This window comes from Oleiphilus sp. HI0125 (genome assembly GCF_001635355.1).
Genome location: NZ_LWGF01000079.1, coordinates 1 through 20,296, shown reverse-complemented (window position 1 = coordinate 20,296; position 20,296 = coordinate 1). Strand labels below are relative to the sequence as shown.

The window sequence follows — 20,296 nt, the reverse complement described above, 5'->3', positions numbered from 1 at the left end:
GAATAACGATGCAGCTGATACTGATTCAGGCGTCACTGCATTAGAGTCGAGCGTGAAGCCTGAGTCTGAGGTTGTTCGGACAAGCACGGAAAATCTTGGTACTGATATGCCTGAAGATAAAGTCATAAAGGTATCGGTGAAAAAAAGCCAAGAAGATTCTTCAGTATTTGGTGGCGCTAATTACACGCTTCAGGTATTGGGTTCTTATAATGAGTCAACAGCACAGCGTTTTGTAGAGTCGAACCAACTTCCAGATTTATATTATGTGCGGTCGACATACAAAGGTAAGGCGTGGTTTGTGGTGCTTTATGGTCGTTTTGAATCTGCTTTCGATGCGCGATCGGCAGATTTGCCAGATGTTGTAGCGTCACAAAAACCTTGGGTTCGCAGTGTAGACGGGCTGCGCTAATCTTCTTGAGTTCTATAAGCTTCTGTTTGCTTGTATAAATAGTGAGCAGTTAGCTTCCCTTCTTCGAAAATCTCTTGTTATAAAATTTGTTAAGACGCATTGCTGTGTGTAAAATGTTCGACCCCAATTTTCTTAGTCGTACATTTTAGGCAGAGTTATTGGTCTAAGTGTATGAAATTACTAGATGTTTTAGAGAGAATGCTATGGCAGCAGGTTTGTTCCGCCCAGAAGAGTTTCGTGATAACTGTGGTTTTGGGCTCATTGCGCACACAGAAGGTGCGCCTAGCCATGCTTTGTTGGAAACAGCAATTGAGTCGCTCACATGTATGACCCACCGCGGTGGTATCGCGGCAGATGGCAAAACAGGTGACGGTTGTGGTTTGTTATTACAAAAGCCAGATTCATTTTTACGCAAAGTCGCACAAGAAGAATTGTCACTGACTTTAGGTGATCAATACGGCGTAGGCATGATTTTCTTGCCGCTAGATGATGAGCGTGCAGCGCAGGCGCGCGCGACATTTGAAGCTGCCTGTGCAGACGAAGGTTTAAACGTTAAAGCATGGCGTGTTGTGCCAACTGATAATGCTTGTTTAGGTCGAATGGCTCTAGATTGCTTGCCACAGATAGAGCAAGTTTTTGTTGAAGCGAACGATGATATTGACGAGCAAGCGTTTGGCTTAAAGTTATTTGTCGCCCGTAAAAAGATTGAGCGTGAGTTAAGTCAGGAAGAAGACTTTTACGTTTGTAGTTTGTCAGATCAGGTTATTTCGTACAAAGGCTTGATGATGCCTGTCGATTTGCCGAACTTTTACCTTGATCTTGGTAACGAAGCGTTAGAGACGGCGATTTGTGTTTTCCACCAACGCTTCTCTACCAACACAATGCCAAAGTGGCCATTGGCTCAGCCTTTCAGATTTTTAGCGCACAACGGTGAGATCAATACAATTGAAGGTAACCGTAATTGGGCTCTAGCACGTACGAGTAAGTTCGAAAGCGACAGACTTCCTGACTTAGCTTCTATTGCGCCGTTGGTTAACCGCACAGGCTCTGACTCATCAAGCATGGACAACATGCTCGAGCTATTGCTGACGGGTGGCATGGATCTTTTTCGTGCGATTCGAATGATGATTCCACCGGCTTGGCAAAATGTCGACACGATGGATGCAGATCTGCGTGCTTTCTATGAGTTTAACTCCATGCACATGGAGCCGTGGGATGGTCCTGCAGGCCTAGTTACGACAGACGGTCGTTATGCTGTGTGTTTGCTAGATCGTAACGGTCTACGTCCGAGTCGTTGGGTTGTTACTAAAGATGGTTTTATTACAGTAGCATCGGAAATCGGTACTTATGCTTATAAGCCTGAAGATGTTGTTGCGAAAGGTCGAATTGGTCCTGGACAAATCTTAGCGATCGATACGAAGACCGGCGATGTATTGCATACAGACGACATTGATCAGCGTCTTAAAGAAGCCAAGCCTTACAAGAAGTGGTTGCGTGAAAATGCTCAGCGTCTTGAAACGCGCTTGAAGAGCTCTTCGCCTGCGTTTGAACCAATGCCTTCGGATGAGTTGAAAACGCAAATGAAGATGTTCCAAGTGAGCTTCGAAGAGCGTGATCAAGTTTTACGTCCACTAGGTGAGGCGGGACAAGAAGCAGTAGGTTCGATGGGTGATGATACGCCAATGGCTGTTTTGTCACAGCGCGTTCGCTCCGTTGCCGATTATTTCCGTCAAAAATTTGCACAGGTTACGAATCCTCCAATCGATCCTTTGCGTGAAGCGATTGTTATGTCGCTTGAAACATGCATCGGTTCGGAACGAAATGTATTTGAAGAGTCTCCTGAGCACGCTAAGCGTATTATTTTAACTACGCCTGTTTTGAGTCCAGCTAAGTTTGCTGCGGTTTTAGACAATTCTTTAGGTTTTGGTTCAGCGACTGTTTCATTGCAATTTGATCCTGAACAAGGCCTGAAAGCAGCGATTCAAGATGTGTGTGAAAAAGCGGCACAAGCTGTTCGTGATGGCTCAGTGATTGTTGTCTTGTCGGATCGAGACATTGAAAAAGGTAAGTTGCCAATCAATGCATTCATGGCTACAGGTGCAGTGCACCACTACCTGGTTGAGAATGGCTTGCGTTGTGATGCCAACATCGTTGTTGAAACTGGTTTTGCACGCGATTCACACCACTTCGCGGTATTGTTTGGCTTTGGTGCAACCGCGGTGTATCCATACCTTTCTTATCAAGTGTTGAATGACTTGATCGAGAGCGGCGAGATGTTGATGGATCCAATCGAGGCGAAAAACAACTATCGTAAAGGGATTGGTAAAGGCCTTCTTAAGATTCTTTCTAAAATGGGAATCTCAACGATTGCGTCTTACCGTGGTGCTCAATTGTTTGAAGCAGTTGGTCTTTCTGACGATGTGGTTGATCTTTGTTTCAAAGGTGTGGCGAGCCGAATTCAAGGTGCGAGTTTTGCGAATTTACAAGCTGAGCAGTCATTGCTTGCGAATGAGGCTTGGAAAGCGCGTAAATCAATCGAGCCGGGTGGTCTTCTCAAATATGTACATGGCCAAGAGTATCATGCCTTCAATCCTGATGTTGTAAACACGGTTCAGCGTGCGGTTGAGAGCGGCGATTATGGTGTTTACAAAGAATACGCAGACTTAGTGAATAATCGTCCTGCTGCTACATTGCGTGATATGTTTGGTTTGAAGCAAGGTATTTCTCCTATCTCCTTGGACGAGGTAGAGCCAGTTGAAAATATCTTCCCGCGTTTTGACTCTGCAGCGATGTCTTTGGGGGCGTTGTCTCCTGAAGCACACGAAGCATTAGCTGTTGCGATGAACACTCTAGGTGGCCGTTCTAACTCTGGTGAGGGTGGCGAAGATGTCGCGCGTTATGGAACTGTTAAACGTTCTAAGATCAAGCAGGTTGCTTCGGGTCGTTTTGGTGTTACACCGCATTATCTAAGCAGTGCTGAAGTTATTCAGATTAAAGTTGCTCAGGGTGCAAAACCTGGTGAAGGTGGTCAGTTGCCTGGCGGTAAAGTCAACGACTTGATCGCAGAGCTTCGTTATTCTGTACCTGGTGTGACGTTGATTTCTCCTCCGCCTCATCATGATATTTATTCTATCGAGGATCTGGCTCAATTGATCTTCGACTTGAAGCAGGTTAATCCCGATGCGCTTGTCTCTGTGAAACTTGTTTCTGAGCCAGGTGTCGGGACGATTGCTGCTGGTGTTGCAAAAGCTTACGCTGACTTAATCACTATTTCGGGTTACGACGGTGGTACTGCTGCTAGTCCATTGACCTCTATTCGTTATGCAGGCTCTCCTTGGGAGCTAGGCTTGAGCGAAGCACATCAAACGCTTCGCGGTAACGACTTACGTGGTAGCGTTCGTTTACAAACAGATGGTGGTCTTAAAACGGGACTTGATGTTGTAAAAGCTGCGATGTTGGGTGCTGAGAGCTACGGTTTCGGTACAACGCCGATGGTGGCTCTAGGTTGTAAATACCTCCGTATTTGTCACTTGAATAACTGTGCAACAGGTGTTGCTACGCAGAACGAAAAACTGCGAGAAGAGCACTTTAAAGGCACTGTCGAAATGGCGATGAATTTCTTCCGCTTTGTGGCTGAAGAAACGCGTGAATGGATGGCTAAGTTAGGTGTTCGTAGTCTTGAAGAACTCGTAGGCCGCACAGATCTTCTCGAAGCATTAGAAGGCTCGACTGACAAGCAGAAGCAACTCGATCTTAGCGCTATTTTATCGGATGGTGGGGTAGCAGAAGATAAGCCGCACACCTGCGAAGTCGTGCGTAATGTGCCTTTCGATCAAGGCTTGTTAGCGGAGCGTATGGTTGAGGAATTGCTTCCAAGTATTGAAGGTAAGAAGGGCGGTGAATTTAGTTTCAACGTGACTAACTGTGACCGTTCAGTTGGTGCTCGTCTGTCTGGCGAAATCGCTAAACGTCACGGTAACCAAGGTATGAGCGAACAAGCAATTACGCTCAAGCTTAATGGTACTGCAGGCCAGAGTTTTGGTGTGTGGAATGCTGGCGGCCTGAACATGGATCTAGAAGGTGATGCAAACGATTATGTCGGTAAAGGCATGACCGGCGGTCGTCTTGTGATTCGTCCGCCAGTAGGAAGTGTATTTAAGACTCAAGAAACGTCTATTGTCGGTAACACCTGTTTATACGGTGCAACCGGTGGTGAGATGTTTGCTGCAGGTACTGCTGGTGAGCGATTTGGTGTACGTAACTCCGGTGCTGTAGCAGTAGTCGAAGGTGCTGGTGACCACTGCTGTGAATATATGACTGGCGGTCAAATTACCGTGTTGGGTAATACTGGCTACAACTTTGGTGCTGGTATGACGGGCGGTTTTGCGTACGTTCTAGATCAGGACAATAGTTTCGTTGATAAGTACAACCGCGAGTTGGTTGAGATCCAGCGAGTTTCATCTGAAACAATGGAGCCTTATCGCAATCACTTGCGTGGCGTCATTCAGGAACATGTTGCTGCAACAAACAGCGCATGGGGTCAGGAAATTTTAGATAACTTCGATGATTTTATTACGCGTTTCTGGTTAGTAAAACCAAAAGCAGCAAGCTTGCAAACGCTTCTAAATAACGTCAGAACACGCCCTGAGTAAGGGCGTATCGTCGAAGATTATGCTTAAAGAGGTAAGAAATGGCTAAGCGTTTAGATAATAACTTCCAATTTATTGAAGTTGGCCGTTGTGACCCCAAGAAGGTTCCAATGGTTGATCGAACGGAAGGTTTTGGCGAAATTTACGAGACATTCCAGTCAGAAGAAGCTGCTGAGCAATCACATCGTTGTTTGTCATGTGGTAACCCATACTGTGAATGGAAATGTCCGGTACACAACTTTATTCCAAACTGGTTGAAGTTGGTGTCAGAAGGCAACATTTTAGAAGCGGCTGAATTGAGTCATCAAACGAACTCACTTCCTGAAGTATGTGGTCGCGTATGTCCTCAAGATCGTCTTTGTGAAGGTGCTTGTACTCTGAATGATGGCTTTGGTGCCGTTACGATTGGTTCCGCGGAAAAATACATCACAGACACTGCATTTGCGATGGGATGGCGTCCTGACATGTCTAAAGTTGTCTGGACTGACAAAAAGGTCGCGATTATTGGTGCCGGTCCAGCGGGTTTGGGCTGTGCTGATATTCTAGTGCGTAATGGTGTTAAGCCTGTTGTGTTTGATCGTAACCCAGAAATTGGCGGCTTGCTGACGTTTGGTATTCCTGAGTTCAAACTAGAAAAGAACGTGATGTCTTTGCGTCGCGAAGTGTTCACTGAGATGGGCGTAGAGTTCCGTTTGAACGTAAGTGTTGGCGAAGACGTGACTATCGATGAGCTGTTAGCTGAATACGATGCGGTATTTATGGGAATGGGCACCTATTCATATATGAAAGGTGGTTTCCCTGGTGAAGATTTGCCAGGTGTTCATGATGCCCTTCCGTTTTTGATCTCGAACGTAAATCGTCGCCTTGGTTTTGAGAAAGCGCCAGAAGATTTCATTGATATGAAAGGCAAGCTTGTTGTCGTCTTAGGTGGTGGTGATACCGCAATGGACTGTAACCGTACCTCTATTCGTCAACAAGCTGAGAACGTAACGTGTGCGTATCGTCGTGACGAAGAAAATATGCCTGGCTCTCGCAAAGAAGTTCAAAATGCGAAAGAAGAGGGTGTGCAGTTCTTATTTAACCGTCAGCCAGTAGCTATTGTGGGCGAAGATAAGGTTGAAGGTGTTAAGGTTGTTGAAACCAAACTAGGTGAGCCTGATGAAAATGGTCGCCGTCGCCCTGTGGTAATTGAGGGTAGTGAAGAAATTTTGCCTGCAGATGCTGTTTTGATTGCATTTGGCTTCCGCCCAAGTCCTCCAGACTGGTTGAAGGATGTTAGTGTTGACGTGAATAGCTGGGGTGGTGTTGAGGCGCCAGAAGCTGGTGAATTTGCGTTCCAAACAGCTAATCCTAAGATCTTTGCTGGCGGTGACATGGTGCGCGGATCAGACCTAGTTGTAACAGCGATTGCTGAAGGTCGAAAAGCGGCAGAAGGTATCTTGGACTACTTGGACGTCTGATATCCGTTGCTGGTTGAAAAGGCACGGCATTTTGCTGTGCCTTTTTTGTTTAGAATCAATTTAGAGAACTATCAAAAAGATGACGCAACTTAAGAACGATCGATTTTTAAAAGCCCTTTTAAGAGAGCCTGTTGATGCAACGCCAGTGTGGATGATGCGTCAAGCTGGTCGTTATTTGCCTGAATATCGTGAGACGCGCGCACAAGCGGGTGATTTTTTGAGTTTGTGCAAGAACAAAGAGCTTGCGTGCGAGGTGACTATTCAGCCTCTAGAGCGCTATGACTTAGATGCGGCAATCTTGTTTTCAGATATTTTGACGATTCCTGATGCGATGGGCTTGGGACTATATTTTGAAACTGGCGAAGGGCCGCGTTTTAAGAAAGTCATTCGTACAGAGCAAGACGTGGCATCGCTTAAGTTTGTTAATACCGCTTCAGACTTGTCTTATGTCACCGATGCAGTGACTGAGATTCACGGTGCGTTATCTGGGCGTGTTCCTTTGATCGGCTTTTCCGGATCGCCTTGGACCTTGGCGACCTATATGGTTGAGGGTGGTTCTTCGAAAGATTTCCGACATATTAAAGCGATGATGTATCGCGAACCTGAAACTCTTCATGCTCTATTAGATGTGCTTGCAGACTCTGTTATTGATTATTTGAATGCGCAAATCGATGCAGGTGCTCAAGCTGTTCAGATTTTCGATACATGGGGCGGGAATTTAAGTGATCAAGCCTACCTCGATTTCTCTCTTGCTTACATGCAAAAGATTGTGGCGGGTTTGAAGACGGAAGCGCGAGGTTTGCGCGTACCATCGATCGTATTTACGAAGGGTGGTGGTCTATGGTTGGATCAAATCGCTGACTGCGGTGCGAATGCGCTAGGGCTTGATTGGACGATGAATATTGGTCGAGCCCGCTCTATGGTGGGTGATCGCGTCGCGTTACAAGGTAATATGGATCCAAGTGTTTTATATGCTAAGCCAGACCAAATTAAGGCTGAAGTTGCCCGAATATTAAGGGACTTTGGTGCGGGCAATGGACATGTGTTTAACCTCGGACACGGTATTCATCAGTTTGTAGACCCTGCGGCGCCGAAAGTCTTTGTTGATGCGGTGCATGAATTGAGTGCGCAGTATCACGTTTAAGCCTCGTGAGCGTATGCTGCGTCACAAATGTGGTGGCGTAGCGTTTATCCTACCGTACGCATATCTTACAATTTTCCCTCCGATTAAGAATAACTAGGAAAGTTCATGAGCCGTCTTGCACGAGCCTTTTTATATTCTTTGACTGCTCTCGTTGTGGGATGTGGGGAGTTTATCGTTGATGATCAGGATTTTAGCGATAATCGAAGAACGCTCGACATAACCAATGATAATGCAGAAGCTTACCTGTGGTCTTCTTACCAAAGTATCTTTTCCCCACTCTATTTTGCGCGTTTAAATGAAATGCTTGATGCTCGTGACTTTAAAGGTGTTCAGGTAGGGGGTTATACATGCCCAGGAGGAGGAAGTGCAGTTGTTAATTTCCCTAATGCTTCTGGAGTGCGATATGAAGAATCTGATGCTTTCTCGATAAATTATACTGCTTGCTTTAATGACGCTGGAGCACAGTTGAATGGTGAGGTTTCGGGAAAGTATAAAGAAACGGAAGGCTATAATAAAACGTTCGCGACCGACCTGACCGTTGCCCAATGCATTACTAACTTAGAGCTCGATGAAAAAATCGATGCTGGTCGATACGAGTTAATTGATGATCAAGCATCTAATTTGATTTTTGATAAGCAAGGTGCACGTTTATTTGTGCGTTATATGGAGCAAGATCCTCAGGACGATCAATTAGCAATAGAGAAGAGAGTTGAAGAGCTCTCACTTGATCAAATTGCAGTAGTGGTTAATCGTTCAACGACAGATTTTGATTCTAGTTTTGAAGAAGATGGAGCGCGAATTTTTGTTGTTGAAGATGGTCTTCAAGAGCAAATTGATTGTGCTTATTATGAACGCGAGATTGATCTAGATTTGCAGGATTTGATTGTCGATATTGATGACAATACGTACGAGCTATCTGGGAAGTTAGCATTAAAAAACTCAATGGGCAGAGAGGTTGGAGTAAGTTCTCGGCAAGATAGGGTTTATTCTTTGTCTGGAGATTTTACGAGCGTTTTAAGCAAAGGAAATTTTCGCGAAGATCACTCTATAAAAGACTTTGAGTGGAGAATTGAATATGGTCCGACTTCGCAATCAACCTGGGCTCTCTCATTTAGCGCAGAACTGACGAATCAAAACGATGGAGTAATTTTTGAAGCTTTTTCAAGTACAGGTTCTCCCTTACGCGGTGCTTTTGATTTAAGTGTACCGAATCTTGGAATTTTAAGTGTAAGTGGGAAAGATGACGATGGTGTCGCGATGAATGTTTTGAATAGTGCTGGTGTAACATTTGCGATACAGTCAGACGGCGATATTAATGGCGATGGTCGAGTCGATTTGACTGCTCCTAATTTCAACGTTGCATGGAATGACTTTTTAGATCGTAACTTCGTGCGTCCTCCTGTGGAAAATATTATTCGTTAGTATGCCTAAATCTAAAACGGCTTATGTTTGTACTGAGTGTGGTGCAGACTTTTCAAAGTGGCAGGGACAATGCCCAGAATGTGGTGAATGGAATACCGTTCAAGAAATTAAGCTCTCATCAGCCAAAACTTCCCGCTCTTCAGCTAAAAGTGTGGGGTATGCAGGCGCTGCTGCAGAAATTAAATCTCTCAGTGCGATTGATCTGAAAGAGCAGCCTAGATTTAGCTCGGGTATCGGAGAGTTTGATCGTGTTTTGGGTGGTGGTTTAGTTCCGGGTTCTGCAATTTTAGTTGGTGGTCATCCTGGTGCAGGGAAGAGCACGTTACTTCTGCAGACGATGTGTTATCTAGCAAATCATTTACCCGCACTATATATCACCGGTGAAGAATCTCTTCAGCAAGTTGCGATGCGTGCTAAGCGCTTGGAGCTGCAGGCAGATGATCTCAAAATGTTTTCAGAAACAAGCATTGAGAGTATTGAAGCGACGGTACAAAGCGTTCAGCCTAAGGTCTTAGTGGTTGATAGTATTCAGGTGATGTTGAGTGAATCACTGGATTCTGCTCCGGGAAGCGTCTCTCAAGTCCGCGAATGTGCTGCGCGTCTAACACGTTTAGCTAAGCAAACGGGTATGGTGCTTTTTTTAGTTGGTCACGTCACCAAAGAGGGAGCGATTGCTGGTCCAAAAGTATTGGAGCATATGATCGATTGTTCGATCATGTTGGAAGGCTCGAGTGATACACGCTACAGGACTTTGCGCGGAATTAAGAATCGTTTTGGTGCAGTGAATGAATTAGGCGTGTTTGCCATGCAGGAAAAAGGCTTGGCTGAAGTTAAAAATCCAAGTGCCATTTTTCTAAATAGGGGTGAAGAAGCGTCCCCTGGTAGTGCTGTTACGGTTCTTTGGGAAGGTACGCGTCCTCTGCTTGTAGAATTGCAGGCCTTGGTTGATGAGAGTCAAGGTTCTTACCCGAAACGCGTTGCTCTGGGCTTGGATCAAAATAGGGTCTCCATGTTATTAGCGGTGTTGCATCGCCATGGCGGTCTTCATTGTGGTGATCAAGATGTTTTTGTCAGTCTCGTAGGCGGCGTGAAAACATCTGAAACGAGCACTGATTTAGCATCGCTCGCATCTATCGTCTCAAGTTTTCGTGGTGTGAATTTAGCGCGTGATGTCATCATGTTTGGCGAGGTAGGGCTTTCTGGAGAAGTACGCCCTGTCGCAAGTGGCCAAGAGCGTATCCATGAGGCGGCGAAACATGGCTTTAAATTAGCTTATGTTCCGTGGGGTAATCGCCCCAGAGAGGATGTGCCTGGAATGAAGGTCGTGCCTGTCAAAACGCTTGATGAGTTTCTTAAAAACGTCTTTTAGTTTGCTCGTTAGTGCGTTTCGCTTAACGCGCTCAGTTCGCGGTGCAGAAGATCCTCGTCTGCTAAGTTGAGCTCTACGAGTCTTTTTAAATGCGTCATGCTGTCGATATCGATATGGTCGCAGGCAAAACCTAAGGCGTTGTCGTGCTCATTTGAAAACGAAAGTATCATGTTAATGCACTGCTCGTTTCCAGCGAGTTTGATGCTAGCTTCAAAGGTATTGTCTTTGTTCATCGAAAAACCCTCTGGCTTTCGAATCAATACGCCCTTCAGTGAAATGTCTTGCACACCGCTCGTCCATTCCAAACCTTCTTGACTCAAGGTGCATTCGGCATTGAATAAAATTCGGCTGAATTGACGACGTTCTTGCTGTTCTTGTAATTGTGACATGCCTTTTCCTAGTATGAGTGCGAGGACTAATGCGCACTTACTTTAGATTTAAGTTTAAATCCTAGCAAGTGCGCAGCACTTATTATGCGAGTTTCTTATAGTTGAGGCGTGTCGGCGTTTTCGCAAGCTCACCTTTTCTATCTTTGAAGTCTGCTTCGTATTCTGTGTAATTGCCTTCAAACCAGACAACCTCACTATCACCTTCATATGCAAGAATGTGTGTTGCAATACGATCTAGGAACCAGCGATCGTGCGATATGACAATCGCACAACCTGGGAAGGCCAGCACAGCTTCCTCTAGTGCGCGCAAGGTCTCAACATCTAAGTCGTTGGTAGGTTCGTCAAGCAAAAGAACATTCGCGCCTTGCTTTAAGGTGTTTGCCAAGTGTAGTCGATTCCGTTCACCGCCAGATAATTCACTCACGCGTTTTTGCTGGTCATTGCCGCGGAAATTAAAACGGCTGATGTAGGCGCGTGATGGCGTTTGGTAGTTGCCGATCGTGATCATATCGTTGCCGTCGCTTACTTCTTCCCAAACAGTTTTGTTATTGTTTAGGTCGCGAGTCTGCTCGACATATCCAAGTTCAACTGTTTCACCAAGACGAATCGATCCTTCATCTGGCTCTTCAATGCCGGAAAGTAGTTTGAATAGTGAAGACTTACCCGCGCCGTTGCCGCCAACGACACCTACGATACTGCCGGGAGGAACTGAGAAGCTTAGATCTTTAAATAATAGTTTGTCGCGATATTGCTTGCAGACACCATCAAGTTCGATAACAACGTCGCCCAAGCGTGGCCCAGGTGGAATATATATTTCCATGGTCTCGTTGCGTTTTTGTGAGTCTTGCGAATTAAGCTCTTCAAAGCGCTGAAGACGAGCTTTACTTTTTGCATGGCGGCCTTTTGCGTTGCTTCTAACCCATTCGAGTTCAGACTTAATGCTGCGTTGGCGAGCGTCTTCTTGTTTCTGCTCAATTTCGAGACGTTTCTCTTTTGCTTCAAGCCATTGTGAATAGTTGCCTTCAAATGGAATGCCGTGGCCGCGGTCTAATTCAAGAATCCAGCCTGCGACGTTATCAAGGAAGTAACGGTCGTGAGTGATGGCGACGACGGTGCCAGGGTAATCGTGTAAGAATCGTTCAAGCCAAGCCACACTTTCGGCATCAAGGTGGTTAGTTGGTTCATCAAGCAGCAGCATGTCTGGTTTCGAGAGAAGAAGGCGGCAAAGCGCTACACGACGTTTTTCACCCCCAGAAAGCGTTGCAACATCCGCATCCCATGGCGGTAAACGCAAAGCATCCGCAGCAACTTCTAAGGTGCGTTCGAGATTATGGCCATCTCCTGTTTCGATAATAGCTTCAAGCTTGGCCTGCTCCGCTGCCAGTGCGTCGAAATCAGCATCTGGTTCGGCATACTCGGCATAGACTTGGTCGAGACGCTCTAGAGCATCTTTTATTTCACGTAAACCGTCTTCTACATTTCCGCGTACATCTTTTGACTCGTCAAGTTGCGGTTCCTGCGGTAGATAGCCAACGTTGATGCCAGGTTGAGGACGAGCTTCCCCCGTGTAGTCTTGATCGACACCTGCCATGATTTTAAGGAGCGTTGATTTACCTGCGCCATTCAGGCCAAGAACACCGATTTTTGCGCCGGGAAAGAATGAAAGAGAAATGTCTTTTAGGATCTCTCGTTTAGGAGGGACAACTTTCCCTACTCGGTTCATGGTAAACACATATTGTGCCATGCAATTGCTCCTAGATTTTGTTCAGTATCGTGGGCTGGGCTGCCTCGAAGAATATGACGCGCACACTAGCGAAAAACCTGAAATAACGCAACGAAAGTAAATTTTTGGCATCGAGATACGACCGCGACCTATTTTAGACGCTTTCAAGCGATTAGGTCTCATAAATATCGTGATGTTGCAGGGAAAATCATTTAAACTGCGCGCTTTTTAAACTAACCCGAATTTGTTCAGGGTTTGCCGTAGTTAAGAAGACCAAGAGGCATAGTATGTTCAAGCAAGAAATGACCATCGCTGGATTTGATGATGAACTGTTGTCGGCAATGGATGCAGAAGCAAAAAGACAGGAAGATCATATTGAATTGATTGCTTCAGAAAATTACACCAGCCCTCGTGTAATGGAAGCGCAAGGATCTTACCTTACTAATAAATACGCCGAAGGCTACCCAAGTAAACGTTACTACGGTGGTTGTGAGCATGTTGACGTAGTCGAGCAGCTAGCAATCGATCGTGCAAAGGCATTGTTTGGTGCGAAGTACGCGAACGTTCAGCCTCATTCAGGTTCACAAGCAAACGCAGCGGTATTTATGGCTCTTTGTCAGCCAGGTGACACAATCCTTGGTATGAGCTTGGCGCATGGTGGTCACTTAACGCATGGCGCGGCGGTTAGTTTTTCAGGCCGAATCTACAATGCAGTTCAATATGGCTTAAACGAAGCAACTGGTGAGATTGATTACGATCAAGTTGAGGCTCTTGCGCGTGAGCACAAGCCTAAAATGATTATCGCTGGTTTTTCAGCCTATTCTCTTGTTGTTGACTGGAAGCGTTTCAGAGCAATTGCAGACGAAGTGGGTGCGTACTTGTTTGTTGATATGGCGCATATAGCGGGTCTTGTTGCTGGCGGTGTTTACCCAAGTCCTGTTGGTATTGCAGATGTCGTGACTACAACGACGCATAAAACGCTACGAGGCCCTCGTGGTGGTTTGATTTTGGCAAATGATGACGAAGAGCTGAACAAAAAGCTGAACTTTGCCGTCTTCCCTGAAAGTCAGGGTGGACCATTGATGCACGTGATTGCTGCGAAAGCAGTGTGCTTCAAAGAAGCGATGTCAGAAGAGTTTAAAACATATCAGCAGCAAGTCGTTAAAAATGCACAAGCGATGGTTTCTGTATTTTTAGAGCGTGGCTACAAAATTGTGTCTGGCGGTACTGATGACCACCTTTTCTTGCTTGATTTGATTGATAAAGATGTAACGGGCAAAGACGCTGACGCAGCATTAGGTCGTGCTCACATTACAGTAAACAAGAACTCGGTTCCAAACGATCCTCGTTCTCCATTTGTAACGAGTGGATTGCGTATTGGTACTCCAGCTATTACAAGTCGAGGTTTTCAGTCGAAAGATTGTTCTGAATTAGCTTCATGGATTTGTGATGTGATTGACGCGTTAGTTGCCAATCCAGAGGACGACTCTGTCATCAACGCAACACGCGAAAAAGTGCAAGCAATTTGCTCGCGTTTGCCAGTTTACGCATAACTGTCAGGGTTGATTCCTCATGCATTGTCCGTTTTGTAAGGCGACTGACACGAAGGTTTACGACTCTCGTTTGGTTTCTGACGGCAATCAAGTACGTCGTCGACGCGAGTGCTTGACCTGCCAAGAACGCTTTACCACATTTGAAACGGCTGAGCTTGTGATGCCGCGGGTTGTTAAACAAGACGGCTCGCGCCAACCCTTCGATGAAGAAAAGCTGAATCGTGGTGTTCAGCGAGCTTTAGAAAAGCGTCCTGTGAGTATTGAGTCCATTGAACAGGCGATAGACAACATCAAGTATCGTCTGCGAGCGACTGGTGAGCGAGAACTATCTTCATTGCAAGTGGGTGAAGAAGTGATGCGAGAACTTCGAAGTTTAGATGAAGTTGCATATGTTCGATTTGCCTCGGTATATCGCAGTTTCCAAGACATCAATGAGTTTAAAGAAGAGATTGATCGCTTAGCCAAGCGTGATCGCTCTTCTGATAACGCATAAGCACTAAGAGTTTTGCTCCATATGCATGACTGGTCGGCTGATGATCATCGTTATATGGCTCGTGCTATCGAGTTAGCCTGGCTTGGTGAATTAAGTTGCCAGCCTAATCCACGTGTTGGTTGTGTCATAGTGCGCGATGGTCAGATTGTTGGAGAGGGCTTTCATGAACGAGCAGGTGAAGGCCATGCTGAGGTTAACGCATTAGCTCAAGCCGGAGAGTTGGCCAAAGGTGCTACGGCATATGTAACCCTAGAGCCTTGCAGTCATTACGGTAGAACTCCACCTTGTGCAAGAGCCTTAGTCGATGCGGGATTGGCACGCGTTATTAGTGCGATGCAAGATCCGAATCCCTTGGTTGCAGGTAAGGGCGTAAGCATATTGAGTGATGCTGGTATTCAGGTTGAACTAGGATTGCTCGAAGAGCAATCGAAGCAGCTAAATATTGGTTTTATTTCAAGAATGACGCGTAAGCGACCCTTTGTACGTCTAAAGATGGCAGCGAGTGTTGATGGGCGAACAGCAATGGCTTCTGGCGAAAGTCAGTGGATTACCGGTGCTGCTGCGAGAGAAGATGTACAAGCGTGGCGCGCAAAGTCTTCTGCTATTTTAACTGGCGTAGGAACCGTTCTACACGACAATGCCAAGTTAACGGTGCGAACTGATCATCTACTCGATAAACGAGGGTTTCAGCCGATGCGCGTGGTTCTTGATGCGCACGCACGTTTAACCGGGCAAGAAGCGGTTTTTGAGAACAATGCTGCGGTGCAGTATGTCGTATCGGAAGAGGCTAAGGCTTCTCCCGAAATTGTGGGTTCGCAACATGTCAATGTCGTACGTTTAGCATTGGACGCGAAAGGATATTTTGATTTATCTGCGCTTCTCCATGCTCTGGCCGAACAAGAAGTCAATGATCTTTTTGTGGAGGCTGGAGAGAGTCTTGCTGGCAGTTTTATAGATCAAAATTGCGTAGATGAATTACTGCTGTATGTTGCGCCTAAGTTGATGGGGCATCAGGCAAAAGCTCTGGCGAATCTGCCATTTGATCGTATGGGGCAGGCCATAGATTTAGATCTTAAGGATGTTCGAAAAGTAGGGGTCGATCTACGATTTCAGTATCAATTTAAGGGCGCTCTTTAGAAATGTTTACAGGTATTATTGAGGCGGTTGGCACCATAGCTGCCATTGAAAGTGCTCGTTCAGGCGCTCAACTTCGTATCAATGTCCAAGCCCTTGATATGAGTGATGTTCAATTGGGAGACAGCATTGCTGTAAACGGAGTTTGTCTGACTGTCACCGCTTTCTCTCCTAATGATTTTTGTGCGGATATCTCCGCAGAGTCATTGCGTTACACACGATTCGCAACGATGCGAGTCGGTGATCGAGTTAATCTTGAAAAAGCGCTTACGCTTTCGCGCCGTTTAGGTGGCCACTTAGTCAGTGGGCATGTTGATGGAATAGGGTCTATAGTTGCTGTCAGCTCAGAAGGTGACTCATTACGTTATACCATTCACTGTTCATCGGAACTTTCGCGCTATATCGCGAATAAAGGCTCAATTACCGTGGATGGAGTTAGTCTTACAGTGACTGGTTTGGTGGATGAAGGATTTACTCTCAATATTGTTCCTCATACCGCTCAGAATACGATTATCCCTGAGTATTCAACTGGCCGAGATGTGCACTTAGAGGTAGATCTTATGGCTCGCTATGCAGAGCGGTTATTGAGTTTTTCAGATGAAAAGCAATCGCCGAAGTCGGTGATTGATGAAGCGTTTTTAGCAAAGAACGGTTACAAGATATAGAAACACACCTAGCTTAATTTGCTGGGTCTTTGGAGGTTGAATGAAGCTCAACACTGTTGAAGAGCTAGTTGAAGATATCCGTCAAGGTAAAATGGTTATTCTGATGGATGACGAGGACCGAGAGAACGAAGGTGATCTCGTTATTGCGGCAGAGCAAGTGCGTCCTGAAGATATTAATTTCATGGCGACACATGCGCGTGGTCTCATTTGTATGACGATGACGAGAGATCGTGCGGATTATTTTGGCTTGCCTCCGATGGCGCATGCAAATAACGCACAATTTTCTACCAATTTTACTGTTTCGATTGAAGCGGCAGAAGGTGTAACGACGGGCATCTCTGCTGCGGATCGTGCTCATACTATTCGCACTGCTGTGGGTCGAAATAGCAAACCCCAAGATATCGTCCAGCCGGGTCATGTTTTCCCAATTGTTGCTCAGCCTGGTGGCGTATTAACGCGTGCGGGTCATACAGAAGCTGGTTGCGATTTGGCGAGAATGGCTGGCTTTGAAGCGGCTTCGGTCATTGTTGAAATTATGAATGATGATGGCACGATGGCACGTCGCCCTGATCTTGAAGAATTTGCGAAAAAACACGATCTAAAAATTGGCACAATCGCCGATATGATTCATTATCGTGCTCTGAATGAGCAGACGGTTACTCGTCAGGAAGAGCACGGCGTTCAAACTGAGCATGGTGATTTTCAGCTGATTACCTACAAAGATACTTTGCAAGGCGATGTGCATATGGCTTTCGTGTTGGGTGATGTAGATCAGGTTGATGCGCCAATAGTACGTGTTCAATACCCTGACATACTGCGTGACACAATTGGTGTACGAAAAGAAGGTTCTCAATCTTGGTCGGTGCAAAACTCGCTAGCAAAAATTGCTGAAGCAGGCGCTGGTGTATTGGTGCTTTTAGGTGATTCATACGAAGCATCAATGGAAGACCGCTTGGTTGAGTTTTTTAACTCATCTTCTCCCCAATCAGGTGGGCAAGGTGCGTATTTGACGGTTGGCACAGGCTCGCAAATATTGCGTGATTTGGGCGTTCATAAAATGCGCTTGCTCGCGCCAGAGATGAAGTTTTCGGCGCTGTCGGGCTTTGATCTTGAAGTAACAGAATTCATTCCGTACAACGGATAAAACAGCTAATTAAAGAGTAAAAAAGATGCGAAATATCAAAATTCATGAAGGTGACTTTAAAGAAGTTTCAGGTAAGTTTGCCTTAGTAGTTGGTCGTTTTAATGCTTTCGTTGTGGAAAGTTTGGTAGAAGGTGCGATTGACGCGCTTGTACGTCAAGGTATTGCGGAAGGAGATATTGAAATCTTCCGTGTTCCTGGTGCGTTTGAGCTTCCGCTAGCAGTTCAGCGTGTGGCTAAAACGGGTCAATTTGACGCTATTGTCGCGCTTGGAGCAGTGATTCGCGGTGGTACACCACACTTTGAGTACGTGGCAGGTGAATGTACAAAAGGAATTAGCGCTGTTTCATTAGAGACTAATCTACCTATTGCCTTTGGCGTATTGACTGTCGATAGCATCGAACAAGCGATTGAGCGTTCAGGCACGAAAGCTGGCAACAAAGGTGCGGAAGCAGCGATGTCAGCATTAGAAATGCTTACCTTGTTTAAAAACGCAGGTATTTAATGAGCGAATTTGATTCTAGTGCACCTAAGAAGGTCACTACATCTCAGCGTAAGAGAGCGCGAAAACTTGTGCTCCAGGCGCTTTATCAATGGCAGTTGGGTCATTCTGGTACGTCTCAGATAGAAGCGGAGTTTCGTACTGATAATGACTTCGGAAAGATCGATCAAGCTTATTTCGAGCAAGTGTTTCGAACGATTCCAAGTTCTATCAATGAACTAGATCAACAATATGAAGTGTTGCTAGACCGTGCCTTAGAAGAGGTCGACCCAATTGAGCTGGCTATTTTACGTATTGGTACGTTTGAGCTAATGCATCGCATCGATATTCCTTTGGGGGTTGTGATCAACGAAGCGATTGAACTCGCAAAAGAGTTTGGCGGTACAGATGGTCACAAGTATGTGAATAGCATATTGGACAAGTTAGGTAATAAGCTGCGTTCTGCTGAAGCCAGTGCGCAACGCAAATAGCAATTTAATGCTGGGGTGGTTAGGACAATCTACACATGAACTCTCGTTTAAGGAAAAGCCGCGAGTTTGATCTAATCACTTCTTTGTTTTCTAAAAGTCGCGCTCCGTCGTTTGATCTTGGGATAGGCGACGATGCTGCGGTGTTTTCACCTCCTTCAAACCAGTCTCTTGTGTTGTCGATAGATACCTCGGTTGAGGGACGGCATTTTCCAACTGGTTTCCCTCCCGAATTCATTGCTAAACGAGCACTGGGTTCTGCGCTCAGCGACCTAGCCGCAATGGGAGCCCAGCCACATCATTTTACTATGGCTTTAACACTGCCAGAGTTCGATACGGTTTGGTGCGAGCGATTTTCTACAGGCTTATATGATCTGGCCGAGCAATTTAATATTTCGCTAGTTGGTGGCGATACGACTAAAGGGCCTCTGACAATTAGTATTCAGGTTCATGGCTTAGTTGATAAAGGTAACTATTTAAGTCGATCTTCCGCATCACCGGATGATTTAATTTTTGTATCAGGTTGCTTGGGTGATGCACATGCGGGTCTGCTACTAGCGCTAGAAGACAAAGAGTTAATTGAGCCATACCAACAAGCATTGTTTGAAAGCTTTGCTTCGCCAACGCCTCAGATAGCGCTTGGTTTGGAGGTTAATGGGATAGCGAGTTCAGCGCTTGATATTTCAGATGGTTTACTGGCTGACTTAGAGCATTTGTGCTGCGCCTCGGGCTTATCGGCCGAGCTAGAGTTAAGTGCAGTGCCATTGTCAGATAATTTGCTGAGATATAGAGATTATGACTTTGCATTACAGGCGGCATTAAATGGTGGTGATGACTATCAGTTACTCATCACGGCTTCTTCAGATAAGCGTCAAAGATTGTTAGAACTAGGCTTTATTGAAATCGGCGTGATGTTAGCTGATGAGGGCAAAGTGTTGTCAGCAAAGTTAAATGGGGAGTCTGTGGCTCTGCCAGAAAAACGAGGCTTTGATCATTTTGAGTGATAAAAAAATTCCCTTACACCTATTGAAAGATCCCCGCTGCTTATTGGCATTTGGTTTTGGCAGTGGCTGCGCATCGAAAGCGCCTGGGACTTTTGGTACATTGGCAGCTATCCCCTTTTATCTACTAATTTCAGACTTAGCGCCATTGCACTATCTTTTAGTTTGCCTTGGTTCTTTTGTTGTAGGTTGTTATCTCTGCGATATTGCGAGCCAGAAATTGCAGGTGCATGACCACGGAGGTATTGTCTGGGACGAATTTGTCGGCTACTGGATTGCTATGTTTGCTGCGCCGTCTGGCTGGCAGTGGATTCTGATAGGTTTTGTACTATTCCGCCTTTTTGATATTTGGAAGCCGTGGCCAATTCGAATACTGGACAAGCACGTACATGGCGGGTTTGGCATCATGATTGATGATGTTGTTGCAGGTCTTTATGCCCTTGGCTGTGTACACCTAATAGCTGTCGCTGTTAGTGGGTTTTAGGAAGTTTCTGAACGACGCTGAGAAATCTTGCTAGGCTAGCTTCCGCTCTCTCTTTTGATGCGTATGGGCCGCTATCAAACCCCTCTCGTGTTGAAAAATACCAACGATCTCCTGCGCAAAAGAACCGTTCGCTTCTGAAAGGAATGTTTCCTGACTCGCCTTTTCTGTGACTCTGTGTGGTCATGGCTAATCCTGCTTTTCTAAGTTAGTCCCCTAATTTAGTATCAATTGTATAAAAAACAATCTATCTGTTTGGGTGTCTAGATCTTGTTTTATGAAATTAGAGTTAGC

Annotated in this window: 18 protein-coding genes; 15 read left to right on the top strand and 3 right to left on the bottom strand. The window is 45.7% G+C overall.

The genetic code is table 11. The annotated features are described in order from the left end of the window. From A3762_RS26820 to radA, 6 genes are all read left to right on the top strand, one after another. Window positions 1-409, top strand: a 409-nt coding sequence (locus A3762_RS26820; RefSeq protein WP_369820651.1) for an SPOR domain-containing protein, incomplete at its 5' end; no start/stop codon positions are given. A gap of 203 nt (window positions 410-612) precedes the next feature. Further along, window positions 613-5,061 (top strand): glutamate synthase large subunit, encoded by a 4,449-nt coding sequence (gene gltB / locus A3762_RS01375; RefSeq protein ID WP_068753749.1) that lies wholly within the window; start codon window positions 613-615, stop codon window positions 5,059-5,061. A 38-nt stretch (window positions 5,062-5,099) separates the two neighbouring features. Then, window positions 5,100-6,518 carry an FAD-dependent oxidoreductase gene (locus A3762_RS01370; RefSeq protein WP_068753747.1) on the top strand — a complete coding sequence of 473 codons (1,419 nt, stop codon included), beginning with the start codon at window positions 5,100-5,102 and terminating at the stop codon, window positions 6,516-6,518. A 79-nt stretch (window positions 6,519-6,597) separates the two neighbouring features. Further along, window positions 6,598-7,662, top strand: a complete 1,065-nt coding sequence (hemE, locus tag A3762_RS01365; protein WP_068753746.1) for a uroporphyrinogen decarboxylase — start codon at window positions 6,598-6,600, stop codon at window positions 7,660-7,662. A 105-nt stretch (window positions 7,663-7,767) separates the two neighbouring features. After that, window positions 7,768-9,084: a hypothetical protein gene (locus tag A3762_RS01360; protein ID WP_068753745.1), complete on the top strand. Its 1,317-nt coding sequence runs from the start codon at window positions 7,768-7,770 to the stop codon at window positions 9,082-9,084. A gap of 1 nt (window position 9,085) precedes the next feature. Next, a complete protein-coding gene (gene radA, locus A3762_RS01355; RefSeq protein ID WP_068753742.1) occupies window positions 9,086-10,453 on the top strand; it encodes a DNA repair protein RadA in 1,368 nt (455 codons plus the stop codon). Window positions 10,454-10,461: 8 nt separating this feature from the next. Here radA and A3762_RS01350 read toward each other — a convergent pair whose 3' ends face one another. Beyond that, window positions 10,462-10,842, bottom strand: coding sequence for a PilZ domain-containing protein (locus A3762_RS01350; RefSeq protein WP_068753741.1), 381 nt, complete (start codon window positions 10,840-10,842; stop codon window positions 10,462-10,464). 82 nt (window positions 10,843-10,924) lie between these two features. Next, window positions 10,925-12,586: an energy-dependent translational throttle protein EttA gene (gene ettA / locus A3762_RS01345; protein ID WP_068501965.1), complete on the bottom strand. Its 1,662-nt coding sequence runs from the start codon at window positions 12,584-12,586 to the stop codon at window positions 10,925-10,927. A gap of 266 nt (window positions 12,587-12,852) precedes the next feature. Between ettA and glyA the strand changes: the two genes are divergently transcribed. Genes glyA through A3762_RS01300 form a run of 9 tightly spaced genes read left to right on the top strand, consistent with a single transcriptional unit; the run spans window position 12,853 to window position 20,005 of the window. Further along, on the top strand, window positions 12,853-14,118 hold the full coding sequence (glyA, locus tag A3762_RS01340) for a serine hydroxymethyltransferase (RefSeq protein ID WP_068478619.1): 1,266 nt from the start codon (window positions 12,853-12,855) through the stop codon (window positions 14,116-14,118). Window positions 14,119-14,137: 19 nt separating this feature from the next. Next, window positions 14,138-14,611 (top strand): transcriptional regulator NrdR, encoded by a 474-nt coding sequence (gene nrdR / locus A3762_RS01335; protein WP_068478615.1) that lies wholly within the window; start codon window positions 14,138-14,140, stop codon window positions 14,609-14,611. A 21-nt stretch (window positions 14,612-14,632) separates the two neighbouring features. Next, window positions 14,633-15,748: a bifunctional diaminohydroxyphosphoribosylaminopyrimidine deaminase/5-amino-6-(5-phosphoribosylamino)uracil reductase RibD gene (gene ribD / locus A3762_RS01330; RefSeq protein WP_068753739.1), complete on the top strand. Its 1,116-nt coding sequence runs from the start codon at window positions 14,633-14,635 to the stop codon at window positions 15,746-15,748. Window positions 15,749-15,750: 2 nt separating this feature from the next. Further along, window positions 15,751-16,410 carry a riboflavin synthase gene (locus A3762_RS01325; RefSeq protein ID WP_068478611.1) on the top strand — a complete coding sequence of 220 codons (660 nt, stop codon included), beginning with the start codon at window positions 15,751-15,753 and terminating at the stop codon, window positions 16,408-16,410. Between the two features lie 40 nt (window positions 16,411-16,450). Next, entirely contained in the window at window positions 16,451-17,554 is a 1,104-nt protein-coding gene (gene ribBA / locus A3762_RS01320) for a bifunctional 3,4-dihydroxy-2-butanone-4-phosphate synthase/GTP cyclohydrolase II (protein WP_068478609.1), read from the top strand. A gap of 25 nt (window positions 17,555-17,579) precedes the next feature. Further along, on the top strand, window positions 17,580-18,056 hold the full coding sequence (gene ribE / locus A3762_RS01315) for a 6,7-dimethyl-8-ribityllumazine synthase (protein ID WP_068753737.1): 477 nt from the start codon (window positions 17,580-17,582) through the stop codon (window positions 18,054-18,056). Beyond that, a complete protein-coding gene (nusB, locus tag A3762_RS01310; protein WP_068753736.1) occupies window positions 18,056-18,523 on the top strand; it encodes a transcription antitermination factor NusB in 468 nt (155 codons plus the stop codon). The genes ribE and nusB overlap by 1 nt, the downstream gene beginning before the upstream one ends. Before the next feature lie 35 nt (window positions 18,524-18,558). Then, window positions 18,559-19,524, top strand: coding sequence for a thiamine-phosphate kinase (thiL, locus tag A3762_RS01305; protein ID WP_068753729.1), 966 nt, complete (start codon window positions 18,559-18,561; stop codon window positions 19,522-19,524). Continuing rightward, complete coding sequence (locus A3762_RS01300) at window positions 19,517-20,005, top strand: phosphatidylglycerophosphatase A (RefSeq protein WP_231878690.1); 489 nt, start codon at window positions 19,517-19,519, stop codon at window positions 20,003-20,005. Before thiL ends, A3762_RS01300 begins: the two co-directional genes overlap by 8 nt. On the opposite strand, the gene A3762_RS28105 is transcribed toward A3762_RS01300, so the two are convergent. Then, entirely contained in the window at window positions 19,992-20,189 is a 198-nt protein-coding gene (locus tag A3762_RS28105) for a DUF6316 family protein (RefSeq protein WP_082868871.1), read from the bottom strand. The genes A3762_RS01300 and A3762_RS28105 overlap by 14 nt on opposite strands. Between the last annotated feature and the right edge of the window lie 107 nt (window positions 20,190-20,296).